This window comes from Blautia sp. MSJ-36 (assembly GCF_018917985.1).
In the GTDB taxonomy this organism is placed as follows: Bacteria; Bacillota; Clostridia; order Lachnospirales; family Lachnospiraceae; genus Blautia_A.
In genome coordinates this window covers 390,561-417,429 of record NZ_JAHLPQ010000001.1, presented here as the reverse complement: position 1 = coordinate 417,429, position 26,869 = coordinate 390,561, and the positions used below count along the sequence as shown (strand labels likewise).

Here is a 26,869-nt window from a genome sequence, read left to right as displayed (position 1 = left end):
AGCAGAAAGGATGTGGCTGTTATGAGTAACAATACAACAAGTTCTATTATTACAATTGGTCGTAAATATGGTAGTGCCGGAAGACAGATCGGCCAGGAAGTTGCTAAGTATTTTGGAATTAAATGCTATGATAAAGAGCTGCTGGAGCACGCAGCCAATGATAGTGGAATCTGTAAGGAACTGTTTGAGCATCATGATGAGAAACCTACAAACAGTTTTCTTTATTCTCTTGTAATGGATACGTATTCTTTTGGATATTCATCCGCAGGGTTTACAGATATGCCTATGAACCATAAGATTTTCCTTGCACAGTTTGAGGCGATCAAGAAGCTTGCTTCAGAAGGCCCCTGTGTAATGGTAGGCAGATGTGCAGATTATGCACTTGCAGATAATCCGGATTGTTTCAGCGTATTTGTCCATGCAAATCTTGACTGGCGTATCAACCGTATTTCCCAGAAATACAATAAGAACGCCAAAGAAGCCAAAGACATGATCAACAAAACAGACAAGAGCCGTTCCAGTTACTATAATTATTACACCAATAAGAAATGGGGATCTGCCGACAGCTATAATCTTTGTCTGGACAGCAGCAAGCTTGGTATTGATGGAACTGCGAAGGCCATTATTGAAGCCATTCACATTTATGACAGCCTGAAAAAATAAACGTCAGATTTTTATAGGCACCCTGCCATTTTATGGCAGGGTGTTTTCGGTATCAGCGAAAAAATACAGACAGAATTTATCCTTATGAGTTTTGAGAGAGAATGTTTATGCTTTTTTTAGACACAAACCGGAGATGCTATGTTATAATCACATGGTGGAGGAAATTACTATGAAAATTCGTTGGAATCATCGCTACGTGCAGTTAGGTGTGACTGCATTTCTGGTCATTGCTGCCAGTATTTTATTTTATTACGGGATTTTCCACATGAAATCCCTGGTTACCGGAATTAAAACATTTTTCAGCATTATGGCGCCGATTATTTATGGAGCCGCCATAGCATATCTGTTAACCCCCATTGTTAATTTTCTGGAGCGGAAGATTATTTTTCCTATTTTTGAAAAAAGACACAAAACCCTTCAGAAAAAGGGCAGAAAAGTAGTACGCTGGATCTGTGTAATTCTTTCTGTATTTTTTATGTTCCTGATCATTTATGCCCTTGTCATGATGATCCTTCCGCAGTTGATCCGAAGCATCATGAATATTATCTACAGTTTTCCTCATTACGTAAATGTTGTGGAAAGCTGGCTGAATTCCGTTGTGGAAAAGGGCTGGAAGCTGAATCCGGATATGATCAGCCAGATCAACCAGTATTCCAGCAGATTGCAGGAATATCTGACAAATACGATCCTTCCTCAGATGCAGTTCATGATGAAAAACATATCTGCGAGTTTTCTGGATCTTCTTGTTTTTTTGAAGAATTTCCTTATTGGAGCGATTGTATCACTTTATATCCTGGCAGATAAAGAGGGATTTGTTGCAAAGGCCAAAATGGCTACCTATGCGGTTCTTCCGGCCAAATGGGCGACTTTTCTTGTTCATTCCATGCGTTTTACGCATAAGACTTTTGGCGGATTTATCAGTGGCAAGATCCTGGATTCTGCAATTATCGGTGTATTGTGTTATGTGGGAACATCCATCATTGGAACGCCATATGCGATTCTGGTCAGTGTGATCGTTGGCGTGACAAACGTTATCCCGTTTTTTGGACCATATCTTGGAGCGATTCCGTGTATTCTTCTTATTTTGCTGGTAGATCCGATTCAGAGTCTGTATTTCCTGATCTTTATTCTGGTTCTTCAACAGTTTGATGGAAATATTCTTGGACCTAAGATTTTGGGGGAATCTACCGGATTGTCCAGTTTCATGGTCATTGTTGCAATTATGGTTGGCGGTGGTTTATTCGGAGTTCCGGGAATGATTGTCGGCGTTCCGGTTTTTGCGGTTCTGAATGCGGCTGTATGGAAGCTGATCGGACGTAGCCTTGATGAAAAAGAGATGTCTGCAGATGCTGAGTTTTATAAAGATATTGATTGTGTAGATCCCGTTTCCGGAAAAGCGTTGCCCATGCCGGTAAAAGAATCTGCAACAAAAGCAAAAATGCAGGCAGTTGCAATAAAAGCAGAAAAACACAGAGTGTGGACCGGAGCATGGAACGAAATCAAACGAATGTTTGCATTTTTGGCCAAGTTTGTCCAGGCAAAATATATAGGTTTTCGACTGAAACAGAAAAACAGACGGAGGAAGAATAAACGATGAAATTTGTAATTCAGCGTGTAAATCATGCAGAAGTTAAAGTAGATGGAGAAACAGTTGGAAAAATTGGAAAAGGATTTCTTGTTTTGATCGGCGTTGGCCGTGGGGATACCAGGGAAGATGCAGACTGGTATTTGAAAAAACTTCTGGGACTTCGTATTTTTGAGGATGAAAATGGAAAGACCAATTTATCCCTGGCAGATGTAAACGGGGAATTGCTTTTGGTTTCACAGTTTACTTTATATGCAAACTGCCGTAAGGGAAATCGTCCAAGTTTCATAGAAGCCGGTGCGCCAGATGAAGCAAATAAATTATATGAATATATTATTTCAGAAGCCAGTAAACAGGTTCCGGTTGTGGAACACGGAATTTTTGGTGCAGATATGAAAGTATCTCTGGAAAATGACGGACCGTTTACCGTTATTTTTGATGAAAACCTCAGAGGGTAACGACAAATAATAATAAAAAGTGCTTCCATAAGGAGGCACTTTATTTACTTGAAAATTTATCAAAAACAGGCAATTTTGCAGGAAGTAGCTGTTTATACTACCCATCTATTTGAAAAACTCGGGTTTGTCGTATAGATATAGATGAGTGCAAAACCACTTCTTTTAACCTTTTAAACCGGTATTTCAGGTGTTTTCTGCAAATTATGTATAAAATCATATAAAGGAGTTTTTATGGATAATAAAATTACTTACCATGAACAAAATGATATTGACAATACTTTAAAACTCCGTGAAGTTTTAAAAACACTTCCGCCATTTTGCAGGGATTATTTTCGAGCCATTGACGCAACAACGACAACCAAGACCAGAATTTCCTATGCATATGACATTCGTATATTTTTTCAGTTTTTACTGGAGCAAAATCCAATGTTTAAAGATAAAACCATGTCGGATTTCACAGTTGATGTTCTGGACCAGATCAAAGCTGTTGATCTTGAGGAATATGAAGAATATTTAAAAGTTTATAAATCTGCGGACTCTTCCAAAACCGAAACAAACGGCGAACGTGGCGTCAAGCGTAAAATTTCTGCATTGCGTAGTTTTTATGCATATTACTACAGACATGAAATGATCACCACCAACCCATCTGTTCTGATCGATGTACCGAAGATCCACGACAAAAGCATTATCCGTCTGGATACCGATGAAGTTGCCCTGCTCCTTGATTATATCGAGCACTGCGGGGATACTCTGACTGGCCAGAAACGGATGTATTATGAAAAAACAAAGGACAGAGATCTTGCGATCGTAACTCTCCTTCTTGGTACTGGAATCCGTGTATCCGAATGTGTCGGACTGGATGTTGAAGATGTGGATTTCAAAAATAACGGGATCAAAGTCACTCGAAAAGGTGGAAATGAAATGGTTGTATATTTTGGACCGGAGGTAGAAAAAGCGCTCAAAAAATATCTGGAAGTCCGGGAAAATATTACTCCACTGGCAGGTCATGAACACGCTCTCTTCTATTCTACCCAGCGCCGCCGGATCGGTGTCCAGGCAATTGAAAATCTGGTTAAAAAATATGCCAGAGAGATTACAACAACAAAGAAAATCACACCGCATAAGCTCCGCAGCACTTATGGTACTGCCCTGTACCAGGAAACCGGTGATATTTACCTTGTGGCAGATGTTCTGGGTCATAAGGATGTCAATACGACAAAGAAGCATTATGCGGCTCTGGATGATGCCAGACGGCGTCAGGCGGCCAAGGCGGTACGCCTTCGTGAAGACTGATGTATAATTAGATTGCGGAGTAACGGATTCGTTTGGCATACACTGTATATAATATAAATATAGAGGCAGTTAGTTCACATAATATAAATTATGTAAATCAACTGCCTCTATATATTTAATCACATCAGGAAAATCCCGAATCCCCTGTAGGGTTCCCAAAAAACATTAAACAGTGGTTGGAGATATGCTTAACTTATTTATCAAAATCTGTCTCAAATACACCTTCCGGAGTACGCATGGTGAGAACACCAAGATTAAACTCGCTGTCCATAATAGTAATATGATATTCAAAGATCACATCATCATCAAACTTGGAAAGCAATACATAACTTCCGTTCTCTTTCCCATCGATCTGATCGCAAATGTCATCGTAGACATCCTCTCCGGAAATCTTTCGTGGATATCCGCTTGCCTTGATCTTCTCTTCGATCGCTTTATATAATTCTTCCATACTTTATCCATATCCTTTCTGAAATTAATTAGCTGATAAACCAGATATGTTTTTATCATACCAGATTTATCAGCAAAAATCAGCAAATATTTGGTTGTTTCCGATAAAGTTTCAGATAGAGATACAGGTTATAGAATGCACCGTACGAAGAGTTTTATTTTTTCTCGTAAAGGAATTCTTCTGGCAGAGTTACTTTGAAATCTTTTGCAAGAGCACGGAAGTCATTCGGTGTGATGGTCTGCAGTTTCTGCGGAGCCATGGATAAAATCTTAACCAGGATCTCGGCGGATTTTTCAACGGTATGAAGAAGTCCGAAAGTCAGGTCAAAATCCTCACCTGAACAGAACATTCCATGATGTGCCCAGATAACAACATCGTATTTTTTCATCAGTTCCGCGGTTTTGATGGCGATATCTCTTCCGCCTGGAACCATCCATCCGATGACACCCACACCATCCGGGAATACTACCGGACACTCTGTTGCAGATTCCCAGAGTTCACGGGTGAATACCTTATCATCCAGAGGAAGAACAAAGGTAAGTGCAATGGTATTGGTAGTATGTGCATGATAGATAACACGATGTTTTCCGTTGGTAAGTTTTTTCTTTACTTCATGGTTCATCAGATGAGTTGGAAGCTCACTGGTCGGACGGCCGCCTTCCACAAGGCCCCAGCGGATACGGTAGTTGGTTCCTGTCTCGTCAAGCTCGATGATCGCAAGACATACTTCCGGGTCAACGATGATATTACGGAAATATTTGCCGCTTCCTGTTACCAGGAAAAACTCTCCTGCCAGTCCCGGAACTTCAACACCGATAGGGGTCCATTCTCCAGGTGCGTTCAGTCGTGGACGGATCATCTCCACTTCTTCTGCTTTCAGACGATAACTTAAGTTTCCACCGTTTCTCTCATGCCATCCCTGCTGATATCCATCATCTGCCATTTTGATAAAGCCCTGTACGAATTTAGATTCAAGAATTTTCATAATATATTTCCTCCGTATTTATGTGTGGTTTGTTGTTGATTTTGCGATTGCTTTAATATTGTTTCTTGTTGTTTGTGACTTTATTATATGACCGATGATGTGGATTTGTAAAGTACTTTTTTGAAAAAATATCAACAAATCCACATATAAAATACAAAAAATCTTGTAAGCATTCAACAAACCACATAAAAATAAACGAAAAACAACAAAAAATACAATTAATCCATCGTAATGACATGTGATTTGGATGTGGTTTGGTGTTGCTTTATGAGGTGGGATTTATAGTATGTTAGAAAAACTTGGAGCGCCGAAGAATTATAAGAAAAGAAAGAACAGGAACATTTCCGTATTCTGTAGCTTAGATACTCATACGAAAATATTCCTGCTGGTTTAAAGAAGATTTTTATTCGATTTTTTCTGAAGCATACTGAGATAGGAAGTCTGCACAGTATCTGACATGTGATATCCCAATATGGCAAGCAGATCCTCCATTTTTGATAAAATTTTTTTCCGTTCACTTTCCTGCTCTGCGATCACCTCAAGCTCCAGAAAGGCTCCAAGCCCTTCTACCTGATCCAGACAGGCGGTAAATCTGCCGCGGTTCAGGTATTTCCGCGTTTTCATGACAGACGCTACCGTGAAAAAATCCAGATGAACGAGAATGCTTTTAAGCACTTCGGCATCGGATACTTCGGTTTCCAGTTCCATTCGGGACATGGAGATTTTATCTAGTTTTGGTCCTTTAAAATTAATCTGGGTCTTGGAAACACCGGATCTGCAATCTGTGCTTGTTCGGATCCGCAGTGCTTCATCCCGTTTTTTTACATCATGATAGACACTGTTAAAATAGGTATCTTCTTCCCTGATTTCTGCTGTCTCATGAAATCCCTGATCTGTCAGAATCTCCAGTGTTTCTTTAAGATTCTTTAGCGGAAGCTTGATTTCAATTTCAAACTGGGCCATGTGATTACTTCAGAATTTCTGCTTTTTTGTTCAGAAGTGCTTCGCAGGCTGCACATGCCGGGCAGTCGCAGTATTTTGCACCGGAAGCTTTGATCTCCTCAGCGTGAGCCAGGATCTTTTTTGCGCCATCTGCGCCAAATACCTGTGCGCCCATGTCAGAACCTGCAAAAGAGATCAGTCCGTCGATGGGCATGATATCTGCTTCCAGCTCTTTTACATAAGCAGTTGCCGCTTCTGCTTCTTTCTCAGTTCCTGCAGCATCCAGATAATTCTGTGCCGCTTCTTTTACTTCTTTGTATGCAGAGGGTGCCTGAAGAAGATCCTGTGTTAATTCTTTGATTGTTTTTGCCATGGTAATTTCTCCCTTCTGATCAATAACAGATAATATCTGTCAGTTATGTATTGATAACAATATCATACCACAACTTTGGGCTATTTGCAGAAAATATTGAGCTGTTTTTTATAAAGGCATACAGGAACATCCGATCCCCAGTCCGTCCGGACCGATATGGCAGGAAAGTCCAAGGGAAAGATCATCACACATCACATCCATTCCCGGAAAGCTTTCTCGGATCTGTGAGATCCAGTCTGCGGTAACTTCCGGAGTGCTGCTGGATGCAGCCATAAGATACACTTTTCCGGCGTCATATTCTTTTTGGAAAGTTGTTTCCAGTTCGTTGTGCATGGCATCGATCATGGCTTTCCTTGATTTTTTCATGCCTCTGCATTTCTGGAAGATATCCAGTTTACCGGTTCCAAACTTCATAACCGGTTTGATATTGAGAAGATTTGCCGCCAGTGCTGTGGTGGCATTGATGCGACCGCCTTTTTTCAGATATTCCAGTGTGCTCAAGCCAACGTAGATCACGGTTTTTTCACGGGAAGCTTCCAGAATATCCTTGATTTGTGGTGCCGTATATCCATCTTCCATCAGGTCTCTCGCATCCAGAATGGAACGATGAAGAGGTGTGGAAACACGACCGTTATCTACAACGAACACTTTGTCCTCGTATTTTGGTTCCTTGGACAAGGCGGCAGCGGTCATACAGGAACCACTTAAACTACTGCTTAAGGGAATGTAGAGAATCTGTTCATAAGATAAAAGCATTTTGTCCCACATTTCCATAACTTCCTGCGGGGAAGGCTGTGAAGTTGAAACCTCTGCTCCTTCACGCAGTTTTTCATAAAATTCTTTTCTGGAAAAATTTAAGTCTTCCTGAAAAAGTTCTCCGTTCAGATAAAAAGGCATGGGAAGAACATGGATATCCAGTTCCTCTGCTTCCTGTTTTAAAATGCCACTGTGGCTGTCTGCCATGATTCCTATTTTTTTCATATCCTATGTTCTCCTGTGTAACTCATGAATGTGCTTCGCAATGTGGTTCCTTTTGATAAAGAGCTACGCTTTCCCGAAAGCGTTTTTTGTTCAGCTCCCGCATCTGAGAAACCTCGTTTTTCTTTACGAAACCATGACTTTCCATAAAAGCTCTGTGATCCAGCTGGTCCATATATATGGAACAATCCGATTTCTTCTCTGTTGAAATCTGTTTCAGAAGTCCGGTGCCGATCCCGTTTCTGCGGTAATCTTTGCTTACATAAAGAAAGAGGATATTTTCGTGAGCAGGATTCTCTTGGGAAACGTTCAATTGTTTTTTCATATCCTGAAGTTTGTTAAAATGCTCCAGGTTCTTCCGGCCTTCCCTGGTAAGTTTCAGGCGCAGAAAATGATAGCCTTTTTTCAGACGGAAAAACGGGGCAAAATGGCCGTGAGAGCCTTTGCCGGTTATGAGTACTCCAACTACCTGATCCCGGTAGGTTGCCACGGTAACCTTGTCTCTGGAAATCATATAGGTATAAAACAAGAGCCTGGTCAGGCGTTTTTCAGTATGTGCTTCCTCGAATTCCCAGCGGTCTTTATAATTTCTCCGGATAAATTCCCGGATCAGTGGAAAATCTTCTTTTTCTGCCTTCCTGTAGGCAGGTTCTTTTTTTAATAACATATTTCATATCTCCTGTAGTTTTCATAAATACTTATCCTATACTTTAAAAGATGATCTACAACTAAATATCAACTGTTTCTCAACAATTGTTGAAGTTTATGAAAAAGTTTGTGTAAAACAAAAAACAACGGAAACACCTCATTATGAGAAAAATAAGATGTCCGTTGTTTTTTATTCTCGAGATATAGTAAAGCATTTATTTTACAATTTTACAGTACAACCGTAAAACGGCAGCCACTTCCTGGAACATTTTCCACGGAGATTGTTCCCTTGCACAGATTCAGGATCTGTTTTACAAGGGCAAGTCCAAGACCGTTTCCTTCCTGTTTATGGGAACTGTCGCCCTGGTAAAATTTGTCAAAAATATGTTTCATGGAGTCTTCACTGATCTGGGGTCCTTCGTTTTCTATGGAAAAACGAATCTTTTCCCCTTCCGGCATCATCCGGATATAGATTGTGCCACCACAGGGACTGAACTTGATGGCATTGGAAAGCAGGTTATCCCATACATGGCAGATGAGATTTTCGTTTCCCAGATACTCTACATCCATCATGTCCACATCAAATTCAATCTCTTTTTCGGACCATTTCGGTTCCATCATAACAATGGACTGCCGGATCTGTTCATCCAGGCGGTACCAGTTCTGTCGGGTCTGGATTGCCTGGTGTTCAATTTTGGACAGAAGCAGGATATTTCCTGCCAGGTGGGAAAGCCTTCTGGTATTAAAAAGGATTTTGTCGATGTACTGCTCCTGCTCTTTTGATATGGGCATGTCGCTATCCTGCAGAAGAGTTGCATAACCCTCAATGGCACTGATGGGCGTTTTAAATTCATGGGAAACATTGGAAACGAAATCTGTCTGCAGGATCTCCGTTGCTTCCAGTTCCTGGACCATCAGGTTAAAATTGGAATAAATATCCTGGATTTCTTTCAGCTGTTTTCCGGTTTTCAGCCGGACGGAAAAGTCGCCCTCTGCGACTTGCTGCATGGCTTTTTCCAGCTTTAATACAGGGCAGAAGTACCGGATACTGAGGAAGTTGTTGAGAACGCCCCCTGCGATTACACTGGCCAGGATGATCCATACAATGTACGGAACATCTGAAATATGCAGAACATCCATAACAAGCCAGGATATCAGAGATACACAGATAAGTTCCAGCATGATCATAAGGATAAAACGTATACGGATGCTTAAATTTTCGAAAGGCTTCTTTTTCATGCTTTTACCACCTTATATCCAACTCCGCGGATCGTTACGATCTTAAAATCCGGATTATCCCGGAAGCGTTCCCGAAGTCTTCCGATGTGGACATCTACCGTATGGGCATCGCTTGCGGAATCATATCCCCAGATATCATCCATAAGCTGCTGTCTGGTGAAGATTTTTCCCGGAAAGGATACCATCTTATACAAAAGCATGAACTCTTTCTGAGGAAGGACCATACTTTCCGAGGAGGTGGATACTGTCAGGGAGTCGCACTCCAGAATGGTATCGCCGATCCGTTGTTTCCGCTCATTGATCATCTGCGCTCTGCGAAGAAGGGCACCTACCCGCAAAACCAGTTCGTTGATGTTAACCGGTTTTACCATATAATCATCGGTGCCGGACAAAAATCCCATACGCATATCATCAAAAGCATCTTTGGCAGTGACCATAAGTACAGGAATAGAATCCCCGGCATCTCTGAGTGAACGGACCAGTTCATAGCCATCCATGTTTGGCATCATAATATCCGAGATGATCAGATCATAATAATCTTTTTCCAGGGCATCCAATGCTTCCTGCCCGTCGGCAACTCCTTTTACCGTATAACCATTTTTCAGCAGGACATGTTGGAAAAGCTGGCGGAGTTCCCGGTCATCTTCCGCAATGAGAATTTTAAACATTTTTACATCCCTATTCCTTGATTTTTTCGATATCCATGTTTTCAGGCAGGATACAGCTTAAAACAATGGATATGATAAACACAACAGCAACTACATTTTCCGCAAAAACAGACTGTATGATAGACGGGAAGATATCCCAGATTCCGCTCTCACTGGCTGCAGTAAATCCAATTCCTACAGCAAGGGAAAGAGAAACAATGGTAATATTCCTCTGGGAAAAACCGCAGGAAGCGATCATCTGCACACCGGAAGTCAGAATGGAACCGAACATCATAATGGTACATCCTCCCACAACAGAATCCGGAAGTGAAGCGAAAAAGTTTCCGATAGGCGGCAGCAGGCCAGCCAGGATCATGCATACAGCTCCTGTCATAATGGTAAACCGGTTTACAACCTTTGTCATGGCAACCAGTCCTACGTTCTGTGAGAAAGATGTTACAGGAGGACAGCCGAACAGGGAAGAGATCGTGGAGGCATAACCATCACAGGCAAGAGAACCTGAAATTTCTTTTCCGGTGATCTCACGATCCAGTCCGGAAGAAACAAGTGCAGAAGTATCGCCGATGGTCTCTGCCGCGGATACCAGGAAGATAATGCAGGTGGAAACAATGGCTCCCGCATGAAATTCCGGTTTTACAGGAAACAGATGAGGAAGGGAAATAAGTCCTCCGGATAAGATGGAACCAAGGTCGACTTTTCCCATAAAAATGGCAATGATGTATCCGACTACCAGACCGGCAAGTACAGATAACTGTTTCAGATATCCTTTGCTGAGAACATTCCAGAGCAGACACACAGCAAGTGTAATAGTACCAAGAAGCAGGTTTTGTGCAGAGCCGAAATCTTCATTATATCCGCCGCCAAAAGATCTGGCTCCTACGGTAAACAGTGAAAAGCCGATAGAAGTTACTACAGAAGCGGCCACTACCGGTGTGATGATCTTCCGCCAGTATTTTGCAAGAAGGCCAAGGGTTCCTTCCATGATACCGCCGATCATAACCGCACCGATCACGGCAGGATAACCGTAATTGGCCGCAACGGTACTTAAAACAGTGACAAAGGTAAAACTGACTCCCATTACAACCGGAAGTCTGGAACCGATCTTCCATATGGGGTAAAGCTGGATCAGTGTAGCGATTCCGGCCACAAACATGGCATTCTGGAGCAGAATTGCGATCTGTGCCTGGGTAAGAGCAGGCTGGGCTGAGGCTGCAATCAGTGTGATCGGTGTCAGGTTTGAGACAAACATGGCAAGGATGTGCTGAAGCCCAAACGGGATCGCCTTGGCAATGGGGACGGTTCCGTCCAGCTTGTAAATGTTGTTGATGCTGCTTTGCATTCTTTTAAATTCTCCCTTCTATTATAAGAAAAAGTTACGGAACAATCATAACACAGGTTTGTTGCGGAAACCAGACGGATTTTGATGAATAAATGTAATAATAGATGAAATATATCGACTTATGAATATTTATGCACGAAAAAAAGAAATACCCTCTTGCATTTTCGGAACTTTTACTGTAGAATTATTAACCAGGTGAACACAAATGTATGCCATACCCGAACACTGATTACGAAGATGTAACCAATCTTAACTGTATCAGTGTTTTTTAATATACAATGGGGAAATGAGGAAAAGATTATGGAAAAAAAGCATGAAATGATGAGTCTGGAAGACTCCGAACAGCTGAAAGGCAGAATGAAATTCTTTGAGCAGGAGCTGATGAAGAATCATCACATCGATCCCAATCTCTATGTGGAATACGATGTAAAAAGAGGTCTTCGTGATTCCGCAGGTAAAGGTGTTCTCACAGGCCTTACCGAGATTTCTGATGTTACCGGCTACAAGCTGGTCAATGGCAGACGTATTCCGGCGGATGGTGAGTTGTACTATCAGGGAATTAATGTACAGGACATTGTTAATGACCTGAAGGACAGACGTTTTGGCTTTGAGGAGACAATTTATCTTCTGATCTTTGGCAAACTTCCAAGTAAGGAAGAACTTTCCAGATTTCTGGAACTTCTTTCCGATATGGAAGATCTGGGAGGACGTTTTGTCCGTGACGTTGTCATGAAGGGAACCAATGCCAATATTATGAACGCTATGGAGCGTTGCGTTCTTGCTCTCTATACATATGACGATAATCCGGAAGATATTTCCGTAGAAAATGTACTCCGCCAGTCTCTGGAACTGATCGCCAAGCTTCCTGAAATTGCGGTTTACTCCTATCATGCATATCGTCATTTCCGTAAAGACGAGACTCTCTTTATCCGTAATCCGCAGAAGGGACTTTCCCTTGCCGAGAATATCCTTCTGATGCTTCGTCCGGATGGCAAGTATACAGAGCTTGAGGCCAAGGTTCTTGATATCGCACTTGTCCTTCATGCAGAGCATGGTGGTGGTAACAACTCTACCTTTACCACACATGTAGTAACTTCTTCCGGAACAGACAGCTACTCTTCCACTTCTGCTTCCATTGGATCACTGAAAGGACCGCGCCATGGTGGTGCAAACCTGAAAGTCCAGAACATGTTCACAGATCTGAAAGCCAATGTAAAAGACTGGGAAAGTGAAGAAGAGATCACCGCATATCTGCAGAAGATCCTGAATAAAGAAGCATTTGACCATGCAGGTCTGATCTATGGTATGGGACATGCAGTCTATACACTCTCCGATCCGCGAGAAGTGATCCTGAAGCGTTTTGCACAGGCTCTCGCAGAGGAGAAAGGCATGACAGAGGAATTCAAGCTCTACGATAAAGTTGAGAGCATTGCCGGCAACCTGATCATGGAACACAGAAAGCTGTTCAAGAATGTCTGTGCAAACGTGGACTTCTACAGCGGATTTGTTTATACCATGCTTGGTATCCCGGAAGAACTCTTCACTCCGATCTTTGCCATTGCACGTATGCCAGGCTGGAGCGCACATCGTCTGGAAGAGCTGATCAGTGCCAACAAAATCATCCGTCCTGCTTACAAATATGTGGGACATCATACAGATTTTGTACCGTTTGATGAGAGATAAATAAAAAAATGATAAAAGCAGTGGAGATTTCTGTCTTATTTAAGGTGGAAAGCTCTGCTGTTTTTTGTTCTCTTGATTTACAGAAAAACAGGATCATAACTTTACATAATATATTTTATGTAAAGTAAATGCTTGGATCGTTTTTATAAATTATTTTTATAAATTTCTACAAAAAAACAAGGCTTTCCGCGTAAGACCGGATTGCCTTGTTTTTTTTATGGAATGTTCGTTTATTATTTATTTCCTATCGAAAGCTCTTCAGCCAGTTCACCAGGGAATCATGCCAGATGTTATCGTATACCGTCTTTTTCATCTGGTCATCTACAGGGCCGTTTCCTGCCATTTTTGCAAGGATGGCAGCCTGAAGTTCGCCTACGGTCATCTCTTCCGGTGTTTTGTTTGGATTCGGGGTAACAGTTTCGGCTGTTTCCTGTGAGCTGGAAGGTTCTGTTTCCGGAGTGGACGAAACATCTGATGGGTTTGCTATATCGTCAGAATCTTTATCTGTATTTGCGGCTGTTGAAGCCTCTGCTTCCTGAGCAGTTTCTGCTACAGTGCCGTTTTCGTCCGCCGGCTTCTCTTCTGTCTCAGATGCAGTATTTTCTTCTTTTGCTGCAGCCGTTTCCGGAACTTCAACCTGTACTGGCTTGTATTCCGGCATATCTCCTGCAGGAAGCCAGATCTCACCGCTGTTTGCTGCAACACGAACGCGGATACGTCCACCCTGTGCGGAAACTTTCTGTCCGGTAAGTGCACCTACGTATTCCGGTGCGCTTCCTGTTGGAAGATTCATCTCTGCGTCGCTGTCATCGTTATTTACGGTAACGATCACGCGCATACCCTCCAGATCTCTTGCAAAAGCAAACTGACGGTTTGTAAGAGCCAGTTCTGCGTAGGAACCGTAGCTTAATGCAGGAGTTCCCTGGCGTACTTTTCCGAGAGCTGCGATCAGAGCAGTACAGGGGTTCTTTGTTGTGGCTTCTTTGTAATCTTCAAGATCAAGTGCTGGACGTAAGCTTGCATCGGAAAATTTCTCTTTTTTTCCTTCGATCCCGAATTCAGATCCATAATAGATGCTTGGAACGCCAGGTAAAGTATAAAGAAGTACGTGTACCGGGGCAAAATGTGCCTTGTTCTGTAATTTGGTATGGATCCTCTCCACATCATGGTTGTCCACAAAATTGTAAAGATCCAGATCTCCCATATTTTGGAGATATTTTACTGTGTGGGCAATTTCAAAATAGTTGTGGTCATTATGACCGCTGTAAAGGGCTTTGTGAAGGGCATAGTTGGTTACACTGTGAAGTGTCTGACCGTTTACCCAGCGGCTGTAGTCTCCGTGGATTACCTCTCCCATCAGCCAGAAATCTTTTTTAACTTCATCGGCTGTGTGGCGGAGAATACGCATGAAATCAAAATCCAGAACATCGGCGGCATCCAGGCGGATTCCGTCAATATCAAACTCGGAAACCCAGAAACGGATTACATCGCAGATATAGTTCTGTACTTCCGGGTTGCGCTGGTTCAGTTTTACCAGAAGGTTGTATCCGCCCCAGTTTTCATAAGAAAAACCATCATTATATTCGGTATTTCCGCCGAAATTTACATTACAGTACCAGTTTACATATGGGGAATGCTCGCGGTTTTTCTGGATATCTTTAAAAGCAAAGAAATCGCGGCCTGTATGATTGAATACACCGTCGAAGATAACACGGATGCCCTTTTCGTGGCAGGCCTTTACAAAATTGGTGAGATCTTCGTTTGTTCCAAGACGGGAGTCCAGTTTTTTGTAATCGGTTGTCTCATAGCCATGTCCTACACTTTCAAAAAGCGGACCTATATATAAGGCAGTACATCCGATTTCCTTGATGTGGTCGATCCACGGCAGCAGTGTGTTCAGTCGATGTACAGGAGTTCCGTAATCGTTTTCTTTCGGAGCGCCTGTAAGTCCAAGTGGATAAATATGGTAGAAGATTGCTTCGTTGTACCAGCTCATAATATTACACCTCTGTTCTAAAAATTTGCAATTTCCTGATAATTAGAGAAATTACACAAATATCTTCTTTATAATACCAGATTATCATCATATAATCCAGAATAAATTAGTCAGTTTTTCAGCAGAAAATCCGGCAGATTGTCAACTGCCGGATCTTAAGCGGATCAGATAAGTCTCCCGGAAGGGACAGATATCCGATCAACAGAATGTTTATTCATCAAACTCCGCGGTAACGATAAAGCCACGTGGTGTATGTTCAATGCTTTTGATGATCCCCTCTTTGGATTTGATGCGGTCTGCGTTTCTGTAGCAGCCGGACATGGCTACGGCAGGTTCGATGATGTAGCTGTAGTTTGTGGCAGAGAGAAATTCGGAGATTTTTACCTTATCTCCTACCTGGATCAGCCCCTGTCTTTCCATTTTAAATTTTTCTTCTCGCATAAATATGCCTTCTTTCTGTATGAATATGCAACATGAATATATCTGCAGATAATATTATACATGTAACCGAATCAAAGAGTCCCCTGCGAGTTGCGAATATCCGCCTGGCGGACTTTAAGAACCGGAGGGAATCCGTACCAGAAGTTTCTGTCCATCTTTTTCTACCACGGTAAGGATTGGGATATGTTTTTTTCGCAGTGCATGGACGAGTGGGTACAGAGAAAACATGGCATTGTCCGCAAAAACTGCTTCCGGCTTATATCTGAGGATTTCCTTCATCTGGATTTTTATATGGCTTTTCCATTCTGTTTTTTCCATGGAAAGCTCTCCATAGATCCCGTTTAATGTTAATTCCGGAAGCTGAGGAACCGGCAGATGCACGATCCTGGCAGAAGAAAGATCCGGAAGATTCTGAAGCAGCATGTCTGTCTCTTCATTTCCACCAAGGCTCACGATCACAGCTTCTTCATGAAACGCGGCAAGACTGCTCCGGCAGGCGAGAATGGAATCCTCAAGGGTTCCGCATGTCATGAGAAAACCGCCTTTGTGGCAGAAGATCGCACTTTCAAGACCGGTTACCGAAGCCAATTCCGCTCCCTCCAGACCCAGCCAGGAAGAAGGAAAACTGCATTTATAATTCATGGAATATTCTTTTTTCTGTGGCTGGATACAGTAGCCGCCTCGGTTGGACGGAAAGATCACAAAAGCGATATTGGTTTCAGAAAGACGCTTCTGGCAGGGAATGAATTCCGGAAGTACCAGGATATTGGTGTTCTCAGCAGGAGTGTCTCCGGAAGCGAGGGCAGCGTTATGTTTTGCAAGGACTTCTTCTACTCTTCTGTCTGCACGTTCGTTTCCAAGGTAACGCTCGAACTTGTTTTCCAGGATCATGCCAGCGACATTGACTGCCTGGAAAAAGGCCTCGTCGTTGCTGCTTTTGGAATCCCATCCAGGATTAAAATTGCCGATCAGTGTGGCAAGCTCGTTTTTTTCGCCTGTATTGTCATTGATATCCAGCGGCTGGACAAAAGATTCGTCAAAGTTCTGTGCCAGTTCCTCCCCGAGGATTTCAGATCCCAGTTTTTCCCAGAGAAGGCCGAATGCTGCGTATGGAACGCCATTATCACGGATACGGCTGTCTTTCTGGTGATGGTCATACTGCCCTCTTCCGATATCAAAAACAAGACCTTCATAATCGTCCGGAACCGTATTTCCACGTGTAATGGTGATTTCAGGATTCAGATATAAAAGCAATGCAGCGGAAAAAACATCGTCTGCGTGAAATTTCCCGCTGTGGGTAAATGCGGATGCATTTTTCTGTTTGATTTTTTCCAGTAAATGATTCATATGAAACGCTCCTGTGTGTTTATTCTGCCATTCAGTATACCACAGAAATGAAGAATAAACAAAGCCTCCTCACTGGAAGCTTAAATAAGCACTCCATGAGAAGGCATAAATTTCAGATATTTACCGGAATCTGGATTTCCGTGACAAATTTGTCGGTATTGTTTGTGAGTCCATAATCGATCAACGTGGTTTCTCGGGAAAATCCGGTGATGGAGAGATTTTTCTCTTCAATATATGCAAGGAGTTTCTGGTAATAAGTCGGTGCTTCCCTGTGGCTTCCGCAGAAGCGGATGGTTACGCAGGTCTGTCTGGGAAAAGTTTCCGTTTCTCCGTCATAACGGTCTTCCTGATCCAAAAGAAGAAAGATCCGGTCGTAATCCTGAAAAGATCTTTTTAAAAGCTGTTCTCTGGAGATCCCGATTCCGATCTTTCCCATAAAAACCAGAGATTCCTTCTGATTTTCTACCAGCTTCCGGATGGAATTTTCAAGATCCAGATAAGTTTTCGGATGGAGGGAATCCCGGAGCCAGACAACTCGGCTTTCAGGAATTTCAACAGTCCGGATCACATCTAGTTCGGAATTCATAGCATCCCGGAGCTGTTCCAGGCGATGGTCGATCTTTCGGGAGATCAGCTCCAGTTCTTTTTGCTTTCTTGCGATTACTTCTTTCTGGTGTACCAGTTTTTCTTCGATCACTTCGGTATCCCGGTTATCCAGAAAAGCTTTGATCTGAGCGAGAGGAAAATCCAAAACTCTGAGATAACGTATGGTATTGAGAAGCTCAAACTGTCTGGTGCCATAATAGCGGTATCCGGTGTCAGGGTCCGTATATTCAGGGGTTAACAGACCAGCCTGTTCATAGTGTCGGAGGGTTCCCATACTGATGTGGAACATTTTGGCGACTTCTCCGATAAGAAATAATTTTTTATCTTCCATTGGACTCTCCTTCAGATACAAGGCCGAGGCCGGAATGGTGTTTCAGCCAGAAATAGGCTATCAGGCAGATCAGGACTGAAAGCAGGGAACCTGCCGGTGCCGCCATTCCCATAGGGAACAATGTATTGGGAAAATATCTGGAAGCCAGATAAGATCCCGGGATACGGACCAGGATAATGGCAATAATATTGTGGATAAAACCAATATAGGATTTTCCATATGCACAGAAGTATCCGGTAAAGCTGAAATGGATGCCTGCAAAAATACAGTCCCAGATATAGGAATGGATATACTGGGTACCAAGAAGTACGACCGTGTCATCACTGGTAAATGCCTGAAGGATATGTGGTGCGGTAAACTGAACGATCAGGGAGATGATAATTCCGTAAACGCTTGTGATCAGGATGCTGTACTGGAGCGTTTTTGCTGCACGGTCATGTTTTCCAGCACCGATATTCTGGGCAGCCAGGGCGGAGACTGCGGCCAGCATAGAAGACGGAACCAGGAATACAGCGCTGATCACTTTTTCAACGATTCCTACAGCAGCTGCGTCATTTAAACCTCTGTGATTGGCAATGACTGTGATCACAATAAAAGCAACCTGGATACATCCGTCCTGAACCGCTACCGGGATTCCAATCTTCAGGATCTGCGCCATCACACGGGGGTCCGGGCGGAAATCTTTTCCGGTAAGATGGATTCCGGTCTCTCTGTGGCGGATGGATATCAGGGCAATGATCACACTGAGCGTCTGTGCAAGTGTGGTTCCAAGGGCTGCTCCGGATGGTCCCATATGGAAAAATCCGATGAAAATATAATCCAGTACAATATTGGCAGCACAGGCAATGGCAACAAAATACATGGGCGTTTTGGAATCGCCAATGCCACGGAATATGGAACTGATTATGTTATAGGTAGTAATAAAAGGAATTCCGATAAAACAGATGATAAGATACTGTGTGGTACCTGCTACTGCTTCTGCCGGGATGCCGATCAGTACCACAATGGGTCTTACAAGGAGAAGAAGCAGGATTGTAAAAAGGACGGAAACGGCCATGAATAAGGTGACAGTATTTCCGATGGCTCTGGCTGCGTCCAGTTTCTTGTCCGCGCCGATAGCCCGGCTGATGGTAACGGTTGCACCCATGGCCAGTCCTACAATAATGACGGTTAACATATGCATGACCTGACTTCCGTTTGATACAGCAGTGATGGCATCAACATGGTTAAACTGTCCGATGATAAAAAGATCTGCCATTCCATAAAGAGTCTGAAGAAAATAAGATAACAGGTATGGCAGGGCAAAATACACGATGGTTTTAAAGATATTTCCGGTTGTTAGATTTTTTTCCATGATTCTCTTTTGTCTGATCGGCTTAAGGTATTAGCTGGATGGCAATATTACCGGTCAGATAACCTCCCGGATATAATTTAAACCTTATAACGGTTGTAATGTCAATGCTTTTTTGGACGGAATGTAACATGTTAAGGAATTCATGCAGCAAAAAGGAATCTGCCCTGCGACAGATTCCTTTCAAATTTACGTTCTTTTATGCGTTATGTATAAAATAGGACGTTCATATTCAATTTTATTATAATGCGCAGATAATCTTATCCTGATATGCTGCCGGAACTTCTTCTTTATCCAGAGACATACTGATAATAAAGGAAACTTTGAAGGTTTCACCGATGGCACTTAACTGATCCAGTGTTCCGGTTGCATCCTTTCCTTCAAGTTTGGCTGTTGTAAGGAAGCTGTCCAGATATACCTGCTCCAGATCGTGATCCTGAGAGAGGATACCACAGATAAATCCTACGAATTCGTCCGCATTCTTAACCGGAAATCCGGAAACGTCGATGAGGCGGACCTTGTTGTTCAGCTCATACATGTGTTTGGTGCTCTTGTCTAAGTAAACAATGCTGCCGTTGGCGTCCTTAACAGCTCCGTTTACTTTGTCTAACAGTACTTTTGTTTTTCCTTTGCCTTTCTTTCCTACGATCAGTTCAACCATCCTGTTTTCCTCCTTAGACACATATAATAATTTTGAATAAAATTGCTATTGATATGTTTCAAATTATAGTGCGTTTTGAATAAAAATGCAAGAGGTTTTTTGAAAATTCTGGTAAATTTTCATTAAATATTACTGTTCTCTCTCATTTTCCATCTGTGCTTTTGCTTTTCTGCCGATCCGTGCAGTACTGTTCATGATACTGGCCCGGGTTACCTTGTCGTTTCCGTATTTCAGACGGATGGAATCCAGAGCGGCATCCAGTTTCTGGCGGCGTTCTTTTTCCCTGGTATCTTCAAAGAATGATAATTGTTCAAAGGAGTCGTCGGTAAGTCCGGTAAGTGATACCCCCAGAAGACGCAGCGGCTGTCCTCTCCAGGATTCTTCAAAAAGCTTTCGGGCGTGGAAATAAATTTCGTCGGTGATGTCTGTGGCGTTTTTCAGTTTCATCTGGTGTGATCTGTTCTGGAAATCCAGCGTTCGAAAGGTTACAGAGATGCAGGTACATTTTTTCTTTTTGCGGCGCATACGAGCAGCAAGGACATCGCATTGTTCCAGAAGGATCGGAAGCGCCTGCTCCATGGATACCAGATCATCATTAAAGGTTGTTTCCAGACTGAATCCCTTAGCTTCATCTGGTTTCATTTTTACCGGGGAGTCATCCAGACCGCGGGCGTACCGGTATAACTGCTGTCCTGCTTTTTCACCCAGAAGTGCCTGGATCTTGGGCTTTTTCTCATGGGCAAGATCACCGATGGTTCGTATACCCGCCTCCTTAAGCTTCTTTTCAGAGGATTTTCCAAGGAAAAGAAGATCTCTTACGGGAAGTGGCCACATTTTTACAGGGATCTCTTCCGGGAACAGGGTGTGTACTTTATCCGGCTTTTCAAAATCTGAGGCCATTTTTGCCAGCAGTTTATTGACAGAGATGCCGATATTTACAGTGAATCCCAGTTCGGTCCGTATCTTATCTTTCAGCTCATGGGCAGTTACAATCGGATCCGGGTAAATATAGGAGGTGCCAGTCATATCCAGAAATACCTCATCAATGGAAAAGGATTCCATCACAGGGGCATAGGATGCACAGATACTTTTGAAAGACCTTGAATATTTATCATAAAGCTCAAAATCTGCCGGAACGGATATCAGTTCCGGGCATTTACGAAAGGCCATAGCCATTGGTTCTCCTGTCTGGATCCCGTATTTTTTTGCAGGGATGGATTTGGCAACTACGATGCCGGTCCGTTTTCTGGGATCTCCACCAATGCAGGAAGGGATTTCACGGAGATCCGGAAGCCCCTGCTTTACTCTTCGGGTAGCTTCCCAGGAAAGGAAGGCGCTGTTTACATCAACATGAAAAATCAATCGTTCCATACATACTTCTTCTTTCAATCATGATCAAGTAAATCTGAATTGTGAATATCCGCCCGCAATTGCTTAAATAACATCCGATATTCGTCTTCCACTTCCTGGAAAGGACGGACTGTATAATCTATGGGAACACAGACCGATGGTTTGGGCTGCGGCGGTTCTTCGTTGAGAAGAAATTTCAGATCATACCAGAGAAGATTATTATCAATGTTTTTCAGCTGTTGCTCCTCTTTGGCAGAAAGTCCGGTGCCCAGATATTTTTCATATATGATGCAAAGAAGCTTTTCTTCCTGTCGCTGATATTCGGGAAGGCTTTTTTTAAACGGTCTGGGAACATCAGACATATAGCATTCACTGGCATCATGAAGAAGAGCTGCCAGTGCAAGACGTCTTGGCAAGCCACGGGCCATGGCTTCCTTTGCACAGAGGATACAATGCTGTCCTACGGAAAAAAAGGTCTTTACATGGCCATTTCCGCGGCATAAAAGAGAAAGGGCATGTGCGATATCATCTATGCAGATCCGTTCTTTTTCAGGTTGTGTGGGATCAAAATGTTTTCCCGTATAAGTGGTGATACAGTTACTCATGAAATATCCTGCCTTTCTGTGTAAAATACTCGATGGCTACATGGAAATCAATCTTATTGTTTATTATAAACACGAAGGGAAAATGTGTCTACACTGCCCAAAAATAAATTTCATGAAAAACAACAACAGGTTTACAAATACGACTGGTTCTGTGCTATAATACAAAAAAATGACAGGGAGACTGACGTCTATGAAACATATGGAAGAAATGAAGATCGCCGGACTTGCCATGGCATTATGTATTGTAATGCTTGGGATTTATATTGTGGTCCCCAAAGATGGAAACATTTCTCATCTTACGGCAATTCCGGATAACAACGCAGCGGAGCCCGTTCCTGACTCAACTTCACAGGGATCCGTAGATGCAGATTCTGACAGTGCTGATTTTCCAATCTATACGGAAGACAGTTATTACAGTGGATCGGATGATTCCGATGATAACACAGATACCGGTGATCCAGATACCGGAGACGACGGAAATTACGATCAGGGATATACTCCTGATGACGGGAACGTTAATGACACTTCTGATCCAGATACTTCACAGGGAGATGATACAGGAGATACTGGTGATATATCCGATAATGATACTGGTGATGTTGTTGATGATGGTACGGATACCGGTGACAATTCTGATTCGGAACTGGATGACAGTAGTTCCGGAGATACCGGAGATGATACCGTAGAAGTCTACTGATCTTCAGAAAACACATGCATAAATAAAAAACAGGTACGCTTCATGAGCAGGTTTGACCAACTCACAGCGTACCTGTTTTTTTATCTGCCTGACAGATGAATCTTATTGTCTGGTTCAGATACTTTTTTTCTTCAAATTAATGTAATCAATGATCAGCTGAGCAGATTGTTCGATGCCCACAAGACCGGTATCAATAGACAGCTGATACTGGTTCGAATCACTCCATGAGGTATTGGTGCAGGATTTATGGAACTGCTCTCTTTTTTTGTCTGTTTCCCGGATCTGCTTTCGTGCTTCTTTTTCAGAAACATGGTCACGCTCCATAATACGATGTACCCGATGTTCCATATCTGCATGGAGATAAACAGTGGTGACATCTGGCATATCCTGATATATGATATTGGCACATCGTCCGATCATAACAACAGATTTTCCTTTGGTAAGCTCCCGTACCAGGCTGAAGGAATTCGTCATTGGATTTCTTTCACCATAATTCATTGCGATGGAATATAACAGGCTGTTTACTGATTTTTCATCAAAGAAATCACTGTTTTCCTCGAATTTCCCAATTTTTTTTGATTCTTCCAGAAGCTTCTTTTTGTCATAAAGCTCCAGTCCCAGCTTTTCTGCCAGCAGAACACCTACCCGGTGTCCGCCACATCCACATTGTCTGTCAATTGTAATGATCATTGCCTTGTCCTCCTTATAATGTAATGATTTTCTGTCAGTTGATATTCTGAAGCAATGATGTCATTTCCTGATACAGAACATCTTTGGAAGATGCTCCCATAACAATGGAAATAAAAGGCTTTCCGTAAGCATTCTGGCTTAAAAGAGCCAGACAGTTTCCTGCTTTATCCGTTGTTCCTGTTTTTCCACCGAGGATGGTAACATCCTTCGGTGTTGTGGCCTCACCGGTAAGGTAATGGTCAGTAGCGGTTAAGGTAGTACTTGCATCTGAGCCATCCGAATGTTTGTAGGTAACTGTATAGGATGACATCTGCGTGATGTCTGTAAATTCCGGATAATTCAGCGCCTCTTTTAACATCAGATAGATATCATAAGGCGTTGTATAATGATTTTCGTCCTGAAGGCCATGAGGATTGGTAAAATGAGTTCCTGTGCATCCAAGCTCAGCAGCAAAACTGTTCATCATTTCCACAAATTTATCTGTGGTACCGCCTACATGTTCTGCAATGGCAGAAGCTGCATCATTGGCGGAATAGACCAGAAGGCAGTGAAGCAGCTGGTCCATGGTGACCTGATCGCCTTCCATAAAACCTGCCACCTGTGACCCGGATTCCAGCGTGACATTTTCCTGGGAGATCGTGACGGTATCATCCATATTGCCGTATTTTAGAGCCAGCATTGCGGTCATGATCTTTGTGATACTGGCTGGATATACTTTATTGTAGGCACCTTTTGCATAGAGGACCTTTTTGTCACTGAGGTTCAAAAGAACACCGGACTGGTTATCATCCAGACTGAACGAGTCCAGAGGAACATCCTTGGTAACAACGCAGAGATTCTGAGCAAAGCCCTCTGCTCTCTGTTCCTCTTTTGAGACCAGTGTATTATCAAATTCGGAAAAGGCGTTGAAAGAATTAACCGGGGTGGAAAAATTCCCGCCTTTTAACATGTAGACTCCAAATCCCCCTGCTCCACACAGGACGACCAGCAGAAGAAGCAGAAGAACGGTATTGCGGATCTTTTTGCGGCGCATCCGTTTCATTCTGGCTGCCTGCGTTTTTCGCTTTGTGGATACAGTTTTAGAAGAGGCAACTGTTTTGCCGTTTCCGACAGAATTTGTATGTTTGGTTCCGGAAGTCTGACGTCTGGAAGTATTATCCGGACGTGCACTGCTTTTCACAGGTTCTTTACGTGTCATAAATATTCCTCTTTCCGAAAGTAGGCATCCTTTTTCTGCTCTTTCTTTTGTAATTCTTTATTATATGCACTGCTCTGAAGTCCTACATTAAGAACGAGTCCCATACCAATGAACAGACTGATCAGAGAGGTAAGGCCATAACTTACAAAAGGCAATGGAGTACCGGTATTAGGCGCAAGACCGGTAGCAACACAGATATTGATAAAACTCTGTATGGAAACAATGCTTCCCACTCCACAGCATATAATCTTTCCGGCAAGATCCTTAGCCCGCAGGCTCATCCGGATACATTCAAAAGTGATCAGAAACAGCAGCACTACGATCAGAGTACAGCCAATAAATCCATACTGCTCTCCTGCCACCGCAAAGATAAAGTCTGTCTGATTCTCAGAAACAAAGTTTCCATCATTTACGGAAGTAACACTTGTATCATTGCTGAAAGCACGCCCTACAAGTTCTCCGGAGGCAATTGCTGTTTTAGAGTTATTCTGCTGTTCAATATCATCCGCATATTCTTCGTTCTCCGGATACAGGAACGACATAATACGGTTTCTCTGATAATCCTGAATCAGTTTCTGATCTGGCTGTACAACAATGGACAGAAAAATAATTGCAAGAGGAATTGCAATCAAAGCCGCTCCTCCGATAATTTTGTAACTGAGTCCTGCAATGTAGATCAGAATACAGAACAGAATTACTACCGTAATTGTATTTTTCATATCTGGCTGTACGTAGATCAGCATTAACGGAATTACCAGAAGAACTGCTGACTGCACCAGAGTTTTCAATGTGTTCAGATCATCTTCATGATCCATGAAAAATTTTGCAAAAAACAGGATAATGATGATTTTGGATAACTCTGTTGGCTGAAATCGAATAAAGCCCAAATCCACCCATCTTGCAGCACCGTTGGCACTTGATCCGAAGAAACGGACCGCCAGAAGCATTACAATGTTAAAACCATACATGATCCATTGAAAATTCAGCAGCCAGGAGTAGTCCATCAGCGAAAGCGTCAGCATAAAGACCACTCCAATAATTACACCCAGAAGCTGACGGGTGCGGAGATAATCGGCAGCTGTTCCTACAAGATGGATTCCAATAAAGCTGATCGCCAGGAGAAAAACTACCAGACGAAAGTTGTAAAACCGCAGCTTATACTGTTTAATCATAAATTATGCATCCCTTTTCTTAAGTACAGGTATGACAGCATGCAGAACAGGTGGTTCCTGTGAAATCTGTATGGTCACCCTCGTTTCATCAATTACAACGTATTTTTTTACGGTATGTATGAGGTCATTCCGCAAAAGTTTCATCATCTGTGGAGAGCAGTCTATGCGTTCCGATACAAGAAGAAGTTTCATTCGGTCACGGGCATAACCTGCGGAGCGTTTTTTTTCGGAGAAAAACCGCATATTTATTCCTCCTTCTGTGATGAGAGATATCTGACAGCGTTTATTTATTTTCGAAAAATACTGCCAAGCCGTTGGAATACACTGGTTTTTCGCCGGATGGTGGTATATGGAACATCTTCTCCAATAAGACGCCGACAGATATTCCGGTATTCCTCTTCTGCCTGTGAATTTCTTCCAGAAAGTGGCTCTCCCTGATTTGTGGAAATTACAATCTGTTCATCATCAAGAATAGCACCGATCAGATCTACAGCAAGGATTTCCAGGACATCTTCTACAGACATCATGTCTCCTTTTGCGATCATTTCAGGCCTCAGTCGGTTGATAATCAGTTGGATATCCCGAATTCCTCCTGATTCCAGCAAACCTATGATACGGTCTGCATCGCGGATTGCAGAAACCTCTGGGGTTGTTACTACAAGGGCACGGTCTGCCCCCGCTACCGCATTTTTAAATCCCTGTTCAATCCCTGCCGGACAGTCCAAAAGAACATAATCAAATTCCTCTCTGAGATCGTCCGTAAGTTTGATCATCTGTTCCGGTGATACCGCAGTCTTGTCCTTTGTCTGTGCAGATGGCAGAAGATACAGATCTTGATGCCGTCTGTCACGGATCAGAGCTTGTTTCAGACGGCAGCTTCCATTAATGACATCTACCAGGTTATAAACAATACGGTTTTCAAGTCCCATAACAACGTCCAGATTTCGGAGTCCGATATCTGTATCCACAACAGCAACCCGTTTCCCCATGGCAGCCAACCCGGTTCCGATATTTGCTACAGTGGTGGTTTTCCCAACACCGCCTTTTCCGGATGTAATGACAATGACCTCACTCATATTTTCTGATTCCTCCCACTAAAATGTTCCACACTTCTGGTAT

The 26,869-nt window shown here is 42.8% G+C and carries 28 protein-coding genes; 6 read left to right on the top strand and 22 right to left on the bottom strand.

The window, feature by feature from the left end; genetic code table 11:
• Positions 1 to 21: 21 nt before the first annotated feature.
• From KQI39_RS01910 to KQI39_RS01895, 4 genes are all read left to right on the top strand, one after another.
• Entirely contained in the window at positions 22 to 663 is a 642-nt protein-coding gene (locus KQI39_RS01910) for a cytidylate kinase-like family protein (RefSeq protein WP_021978034.1), read from the top strand.
• A 169-nt stretch (positions 664 to 832) separates the two neighbouring features.
• On the top strand, positions 833 to 2,260 hold the full coding sequence (locus tag KQI39_RS01905) for an AI-2E family transporter (protein WP_216416027.1): 1,428 nt from the start codon (positions 833 to 835) through the stop codon (positions 2,258 to 2,260).
• On the top strand, positions 2,257 to 2,706 hold the full coding sequence (gene dtd / locus KQI39_RS01900; RefSeq protein WP_118063858.1) for a D-aminoacyl-tRNA deacylase: 450 nt from the start codon (positions 2,257 to 2,259) through the stop codon (positions 2,704 to 2,706). Before KQI39_RS01905 ends, dtd begins: the two co-directional genes overlap by 4 nt.
• A gap of 231 nt (positions 2,707 to 2,937) precedes the next feature.
• Entirely contained in the window at positions 2,938 to 3,999 is a 1,062-nt protein-coding gene (locus KQI39_RS01895) for a tyrosine-type recombinase/integrase (protein WP_195566272.1), read from the top strand.
• Between the two features lie 193 nt (positions 4,000 to 4,192).
• On the opposite strand, the gene KQI39_RS01890 is transcribed toward KQI39_RS01895, so the two are convergent.
• The 9 genes from KQI39_RS01890 to KQI39_RS01850 form a co-directional block, all read right to left on the bottom strand.
• Positions 4,193 to 4,450, bottom strand: coding sequence for a hypothetical protein (locus KQI39_RS01890; protein WP_195566270.1), 258 nt, complete (start codon positions 4,448 to 4,450; stop codon positions 4,193 to 4,195).
• A gap of 154 nt (positions 4,451 to 4,604) precedes the next feature.
• Positions 4,605 to 5,435 carry a rhamnulose-1-phosphate aldolase gene (gene rhaD / locus KQI39_RS01885; protein WP_195566268.1) on the bottom strand — a complete coding sequence of 277 codons (831 nt, stop codon included), beginning with the start codon at positions 5,433 to 5,435 and terminating at the stop codon, positions 4,605 to 4,607.
• A 390-nt stretch (positions 5,436 to 5,825) separates the two neighbouring features.
• Positions 5,826 to 6,398: a class IV adenylate cyclase gene (gene cyaB / locus KQI39_RS01880; protein WP_195566266.1), complete on the bottom strand. Its 573-nt coding sequence runs from the start codon at positions 6,396 to 6,398 to the stop codon at positions 5,826 to 5,828.
• 4 nt (positions 6,399 to 6,402) lie between these two features.
• Positions 6,403 to 6,750 carry a molecular chaperone Hsp90 gene (locus KQI39_RS01875; RefSeq protein ID WP_216416025.1) on the bottom strand — a complete coding sequence of 116 codons (348 nt, stop codon included), beginning with the start codon at positions 6,748 to 6,750 and terminating at the stop codon, positions 6,403 to 6,405.
• Positions 6,751 to 6,858: 108 nt separating this feature from the next.
• The gene (locus KQI39_RS01870) at positions 6,859 to 7,731 is read right to left on the bottom strand and encodes a DegV family protein (RefSeq protein ID WP_216416023.1); all 873 of its coding nucleotides are present in this window, start codon (positions 7,729 to 7,731) and stop codon (positions 6,859 to 6,861) included.
• A gap of 22 nt (positions 7,732 to 7,753) precedes the next feature.
• A complete protein-coding gene (locus tag KQI39_RS01865; RefSeq protein ID WP_216416021.1) occupies positions 7,754 to 8,395 on the bottom strand; it encodes a GNAT family N-acetyltransferase in 642 nt (213 codons plus the stop codon).
• Between the two features lie 209 nt (positions 8,396 to 8,604).
• Positions 8,605 to 9,615, bottom strand: a complete 1,011-nt coding sequence (locus tag KQI39_RS01860; RefSeq protein WP_195566259.1) for a HAMP domain-containing sensor histidine kinase — start codon at positions 9,613 to 9,615, stop codon at positions 8,605 to 8,607.
• Entirely contained in the window at positions 9,612 to 10,283 is a 672-nt protein-coding gene (locus tag KQI39_RS01855) for a response regulator transcription factor (protein ID WP_148446930.1), read from the bottom strand. The genes KQI39_RS01860 and KQI39_RS01855 overlap by 4 nt, the downstream gene beginning before the upstream one ends.
• Positions 10,284 to 10,293: 10 nt before the next feature.
• Positions 10,294 to 11,622 carry a uracil-xanthine permease family protein gene (locus tag KQI39_RS01850; RefSeq protein WP_216416019.1) on the bottom strand — a complete coding sequence of 443 codons (1,329 nt, stop codon included), beginning with the start codon at positions 11,620 to 11,622 and terminating at the stop codon, positions 10,294 to 10,296.
• A 300-nt stretch (positions 11,623 to 11,922) separates the two neighbouring features.
• Here KQI39_RS01850 and KQI39_RS01845 point away from each other — a divergent pair, with 300 nt between their 5' ends.
• Entirely contained in the window at positions 11,923 to 13,305 is a 1,383-nt protein-coding gene (locus KQI39_RS01845; protein ID WP_253293017.1) for a citrate/2-methylcitrate synthase, read from the top strand.
• Between the two features lie 244 nt (positions 13,306 to 13,549).
• Here KQI39_RS01845 and KQI39_RS01840 read toward each other — a convergent pair whose 3' ends face one another.
• From KQI39_RS01840 to KQI39_RS01805, 8 genes are all read right to left on the bottom strand, one after another.
• Complete coding sequence (locus KQI39_RS01840; protein WP_216416017.1) at positions 13,550 to 15,301, bottom strand: alpha-amylase family glycosyl hydrolase; 1,752 nt, start codon at positions 15,299 to 15,301, stop codon at positions 13,550 to 13,552.
• Between the two features lie 210 nt (positions 15,302 to 15,511).
• Positions 15,512 to 15,742, bottom strand: coding sequence for a hypothetical protein (locus KQI39_RS01835; protein ID WP_021978019.1), 231 nt, complete (start codon positions 15,740 to 15,742; stop codon positions 15,512 to 15,514).
• 114 nt (positions 15,743 to 15,856) lie between these two features.
• Entirely contained in the window at positions 15,857 to 17,089 is a 1,233-nt protein-coding gene (locus tag KQI39_RS01830) for an MYG1 family protein (protein WP_148446924.1), read from the bottom strand.
• 112 nt (positions 17,090 to 17,201) lie between these two features.
• Entirely contained in the window at positions 17,202 to 18,026 is an 825-nt protein-coding gene (locus tag KQI39_RS01825) for a MerR family transcriptional regulator (RefSeq protein ID WP_216416016.1), read from the bottom strand.
• Positions 18,016 to 19,380, bottom strand: coding sequence for an MATE family efflux transporter (locus tag KQI39_RS01820; protein ID WP_216416014.1), 1,365 nt, complete (start codon positions 19,378 to 19,380; stop codon positions 18,016 to 18,018). Before KQI39_RS01820 ends, KQI39_RS01825 begins: the two co-directional genes overlap by 11 nt.
• A 238-nt stretch (positions 19,381 to 19,618) precedes the next feature.
• Positions 19,619 to 20,038, bottom strand: a complete 420-nt coding sequence (locus KQI39_RS01815) for a twitching motility protein PilT (RefSeq protein WP_118070021.1) — start codon at positions 20,036 to 20,038, stop codon at positions 19,619 to 19,621.
• 129 nt (positions 20,039 to 20,167) lie between these two features.
• Positions 20,168 to 21,409, bottom strand: a complete 1,242-nt coding sequence (locus tag KQI39_RS01810; protein WP_021978014.1) for a Y-family DNA polymerase — start codon at positions 21,407 to 21,409, stop codon at positions 20,168 to 20,170.
• Between the two features lie 14 nt (positions 21,410 to 21,423).
• The gene (locus KQI39_RS01805; protein WP_216416012.1) at positions 21,424 to 21,993 is read right to left on the bottom strand and encodes a hypothetical protein; all 570 of its coding nucleotides are present in this window, start codon (positions 21,991 to 21,993) and stop codon (positions 21,424 to 21,426) included.
• Between the two features lie 190 nt (positions 21,994 to 22,183).
• On the opposite strand from KQI39_RS01805, the gene KQI39_RS01800 reads away from it, so the two are divergent.
• Positions 22,184 to 22,690 carry a hypothetical protein gene (locus KQI39_RS01800; RefSeq protein ID WP_118070015.1) on the top strand — a complete coding sequence of 169 codons (507 nt, stop codon included), beginning with the start codon at positions 22,184 to 22,186 and terminating at the stop codon, positions 22,688 to 22,690.
• A 114-nt stretch (positions 22,691 to 22,804) separates the two neighbouring features.
• On the opposite strand, the gene KQI39_RS01795 is transcribed toward KQI39_RS01800, so the two are convergent.
• The 5 genes from KQI39_RS01795 to minD are packed head-to-tail and all read right to left on the bottom strand — an operon-like array spanning position 22,805 to position 26,826.
• The gene (locus KQI39_RS01795; RefSeq protein WP_216416010.1) at positions 22,805 to 23,380 is read right to left on the bottom strand and encodes a cytidylate kinase-like family protein; all 576 of its coding nucleotides are present in this window, start codon (positions 23,378 to 23,380) and stop codon (positions 22,805 to 22,807) included.
• A gap of 34 nt (positions 23,381 to 23,414) precedes the next feature.
• Entirely contained in the window at positions 23,415 to 24,578 is a 1,164-nt protein-coding gene (locus KQI39_RS01790; RefSeq protein ID WP_216416008.1) for a D-alanyl-D-alanine carboxypeptidase family protein, read from the bottom strand.
• Complete coding sequence (locus KQI39_RS01785) at positions 24,575 to 25,750, bottom strand: FtsW/RodA/SpoVE family cell cycle protein (protein ID WP_216416006.1); 1,176 nt, start codon at positions 25,748 to 25,750, stop codon at positions 24,575 to 24,577. Before KQI39_RS01785 ends, KQI39_RS01790 begins: the two co-directional genes overlap by 4 nt.
• A gap of 3 nt (positions 25,751 to 25,753) precedes the next feature.
• A complete protein-coding gene (gene minE, locus KQI39_RS17820; RefSeq protein WP_021978008.1) occupies positions 25,754 to 25,993 on the bottom strand; it encodes a cell division topological specificity factor MinE in 240 nt (79 codons plus the stop codon).
• Between the two features lie 44 nt (positions 25,994 to 26,037).
• The gene (gene minD, locus KQI39_RS01775) at positions 26,038 to 26,826 is read right to left on the bottom strand and encodes a septum site-determining protein MinD (protein ID WP_216416004.1); all 789 of its coding nucleotides are present in this window, start codon (positions 26,824 to 26,826) and stop codon (positions 26,038 to 26,040) included.
• Between the last annotated feature and the right edge of the window lie 43 nt (positions 26,827 to 26,869).

Excerpts from the sequence above, each read along its gene's own strand:
- KQI39_RS01795 (WP_216416010.1), bottom strand. The coding sequence starts at position 23,380 with ATGATCATTACAATTGACAGACAATGTGGATGTGGCGGACACCGGGTA.
- KQI39_RS01785 (WP_216416006.1), bottom strand. The coding sequence starts at position 25,750 with ATGATTAAACAGTATAAGCTGCGGTTTTACAACTTTCGTCTGGTAGTT.
- KQI39_RS01905 (WP_216416027.1), top strand. The coding sequence starts at position 833 with ATGAAAATTCGTTGGAATCATCGCTACGTGCAGTTAGGTGTGACTGCA.
- minD (WP_216416004.1), bottom strand. The coding sequence starts at position 26,826 with ATGAGTGAGGTCATTGTCATTACATCCGGAAAAGGCGGTGTTGGGAAA.
- rhaD (WP_195566268.1), bottom strand. The coding sequence starts at position 5,435 with ATGAAAATTCTTGAATCTAAATTCGTACAGGGCTTTATCAAAATGGCA.
- KQI39_RS01850 (WP_216416019.1), bottom strand. The coding sequence starts at position 11,622 with ATGCAAAGCAGCATCAACAACATTTACAAGCTGGACGGAACCGTCCCC.
- cyaB (WP_195566266.1), bottom strand. The coding sequence starts at position 6,398 with ATGGCCCAGTTTGAAATTGAAATCAAGCTTCCGCTAAAGAATCTTAAA.
- KQI39_RS01890 (WP_195566270.1), bottom strand. The coding sequence starts at position 4,450 with ATGGAAGAATTATATAAAGCGATCGAAGAGAAGATCAAGGCAAGCGGA.
- KQI39_RS01825 (WP_216416016.1), bottom strand. The coding sequence starts at position 18,026 with ATGGAAGATAAAAAATTATTTCTTATCGGAGAAGTCGCCAAAATGTTC.
- KQI39_RS01845 (WP_253293017.1), top strand. The coding sequence starts at position 11,923 with ATGGAAAAAAAGCATGAAATGATGAGTCTGGAAGACTCCGAACAGCTG.
- KQI39_RS01810 (WP_021978014.1), bottom strand. The coding sequence starts at position 21,409 with ATGGAACGATTGATTTTTCATGTTGATGTAAACAGCGCCTTCCTTTCC.
- KQI39_RS01870 (WP_216416023.1), bottom strand. The coding sequence starts at position 7,731 with ATGAAAAAAATAGGAATCATGGCAGACAGCCACAGTGGCATTTTAAAA.
- KQI39_RS01860 (WP_195566259.1), bottom strand. The coding sequence starts at position 9,615 with ATGAAAAAGAAGCCTTTCGAAAATTTAAGCATCCGTATACGTTTTATC.
- KQI39_RS01855 (WP_148446930.1), bottom strand. The coding sequence starts at position 10,283 with ATGTTTAAAATTCTCATTGCGGAAGATGACCGGGAACTCCGCCAGCTT.
- KQI39_RS01865 (WP_216416021.1), bottom strand. The coding sequence starts at position 8,395 with ATGTTATTAAAAAAAGAACCTGCCTACAGGAAGGCAGAAAAAGAAGAT.
- KQI39_RS01805 (WP_216416012.1), bottom strand. The coding sequence starts at position 21,993 with ATGAGTAACTGTATCACCACTTATACGGGAAAACATTTTGATCCCACA.
- minE (WP_021978008.1), bottom strand. The coding sequence starts at position 25,993 with ATGCGGTTTTTCTCCGAAAAAAAACGCTCCGCAGGTTATGCCCGTGAC.
- KQI39_RS01790 (WP_216416008.1), bottom strand. The coding sequence starts at position 24,578 with ATGACACGTAAAGAACCTGTGAAAAGCAGTGCACGTCCGGATAATACT.
- KQI39_RS01875 (WP_216416025.1), bottom strand. The coding sequence starts at position 6,750 with ATGGCAAAAACAATCAAAGAATTAACACAGGATCTTCTTCAGGCACCC.
- KQI39_RS01815 (WP_118070021.1), bottom strand. The coding sequence starts at position 20,038 with ATGGTTGAACTGATCGTAGGAAAGAAAGGCAAAGGAAAAACAAAAGTA.
- KQI39_RS01800 (WP_118070015.1), top strand. The coding sequence starts at position 22,184 with ATGAAACATATGGAAGAAATGAAGATCGCCGGACTTGCCATGGCATTA.
- KQI39_RS01835 (WP_021978019.1), bottom strand. The coding sequence starts at position 15,742 with ATGCGAGAAGAAAAATTTAAAATGGAAAGACAGGGGCTGATCCAGGTA.
- KQI39_RS01820 (WP_216416014.1), bottom strand. The coding sequence starts at position 19,380 with ATGGAAAAAAATCTAACAACCGGAAATATCTTTAAAACCATCGTGTAT.
- KQI39_RS01830 (WP_148446924.1), bottom strand. The coding sequence starts at position 17,089 with ATGAATCATTTACTGGAAAAAATCAAACAGAAAAATGCATCCGCATTT.
- KQI39_RS01840 (WP_216416017.1), bottom strand. The coding sequence starts at position 15,301 with ATGAGCTGGTACAACGAAGCAATCTTCTACCATATTTATCCACTTGGA.
- KQI39_RS01895 (WP_195566272.1), top strand. The coding sequence starts at position 2,938 with ATGGATAATAAAATTACTTACCATGAACAAAATGATATTGACAATACT.
- KQI39_RS01910 (WP_021978034.1), top strand. The coding sequence starts at position 22 with ATGAGTAACAATACAACAAGTTCTATTATTACAATTGGTCGTAAATAT.
- dtd (WP_118063858.1), top strand. The coding sequence starts at position 2,257 with ATGAAATTTGTAATTCAGCGTGTAAATCATGCAGAAGTTAAAGTAGAT.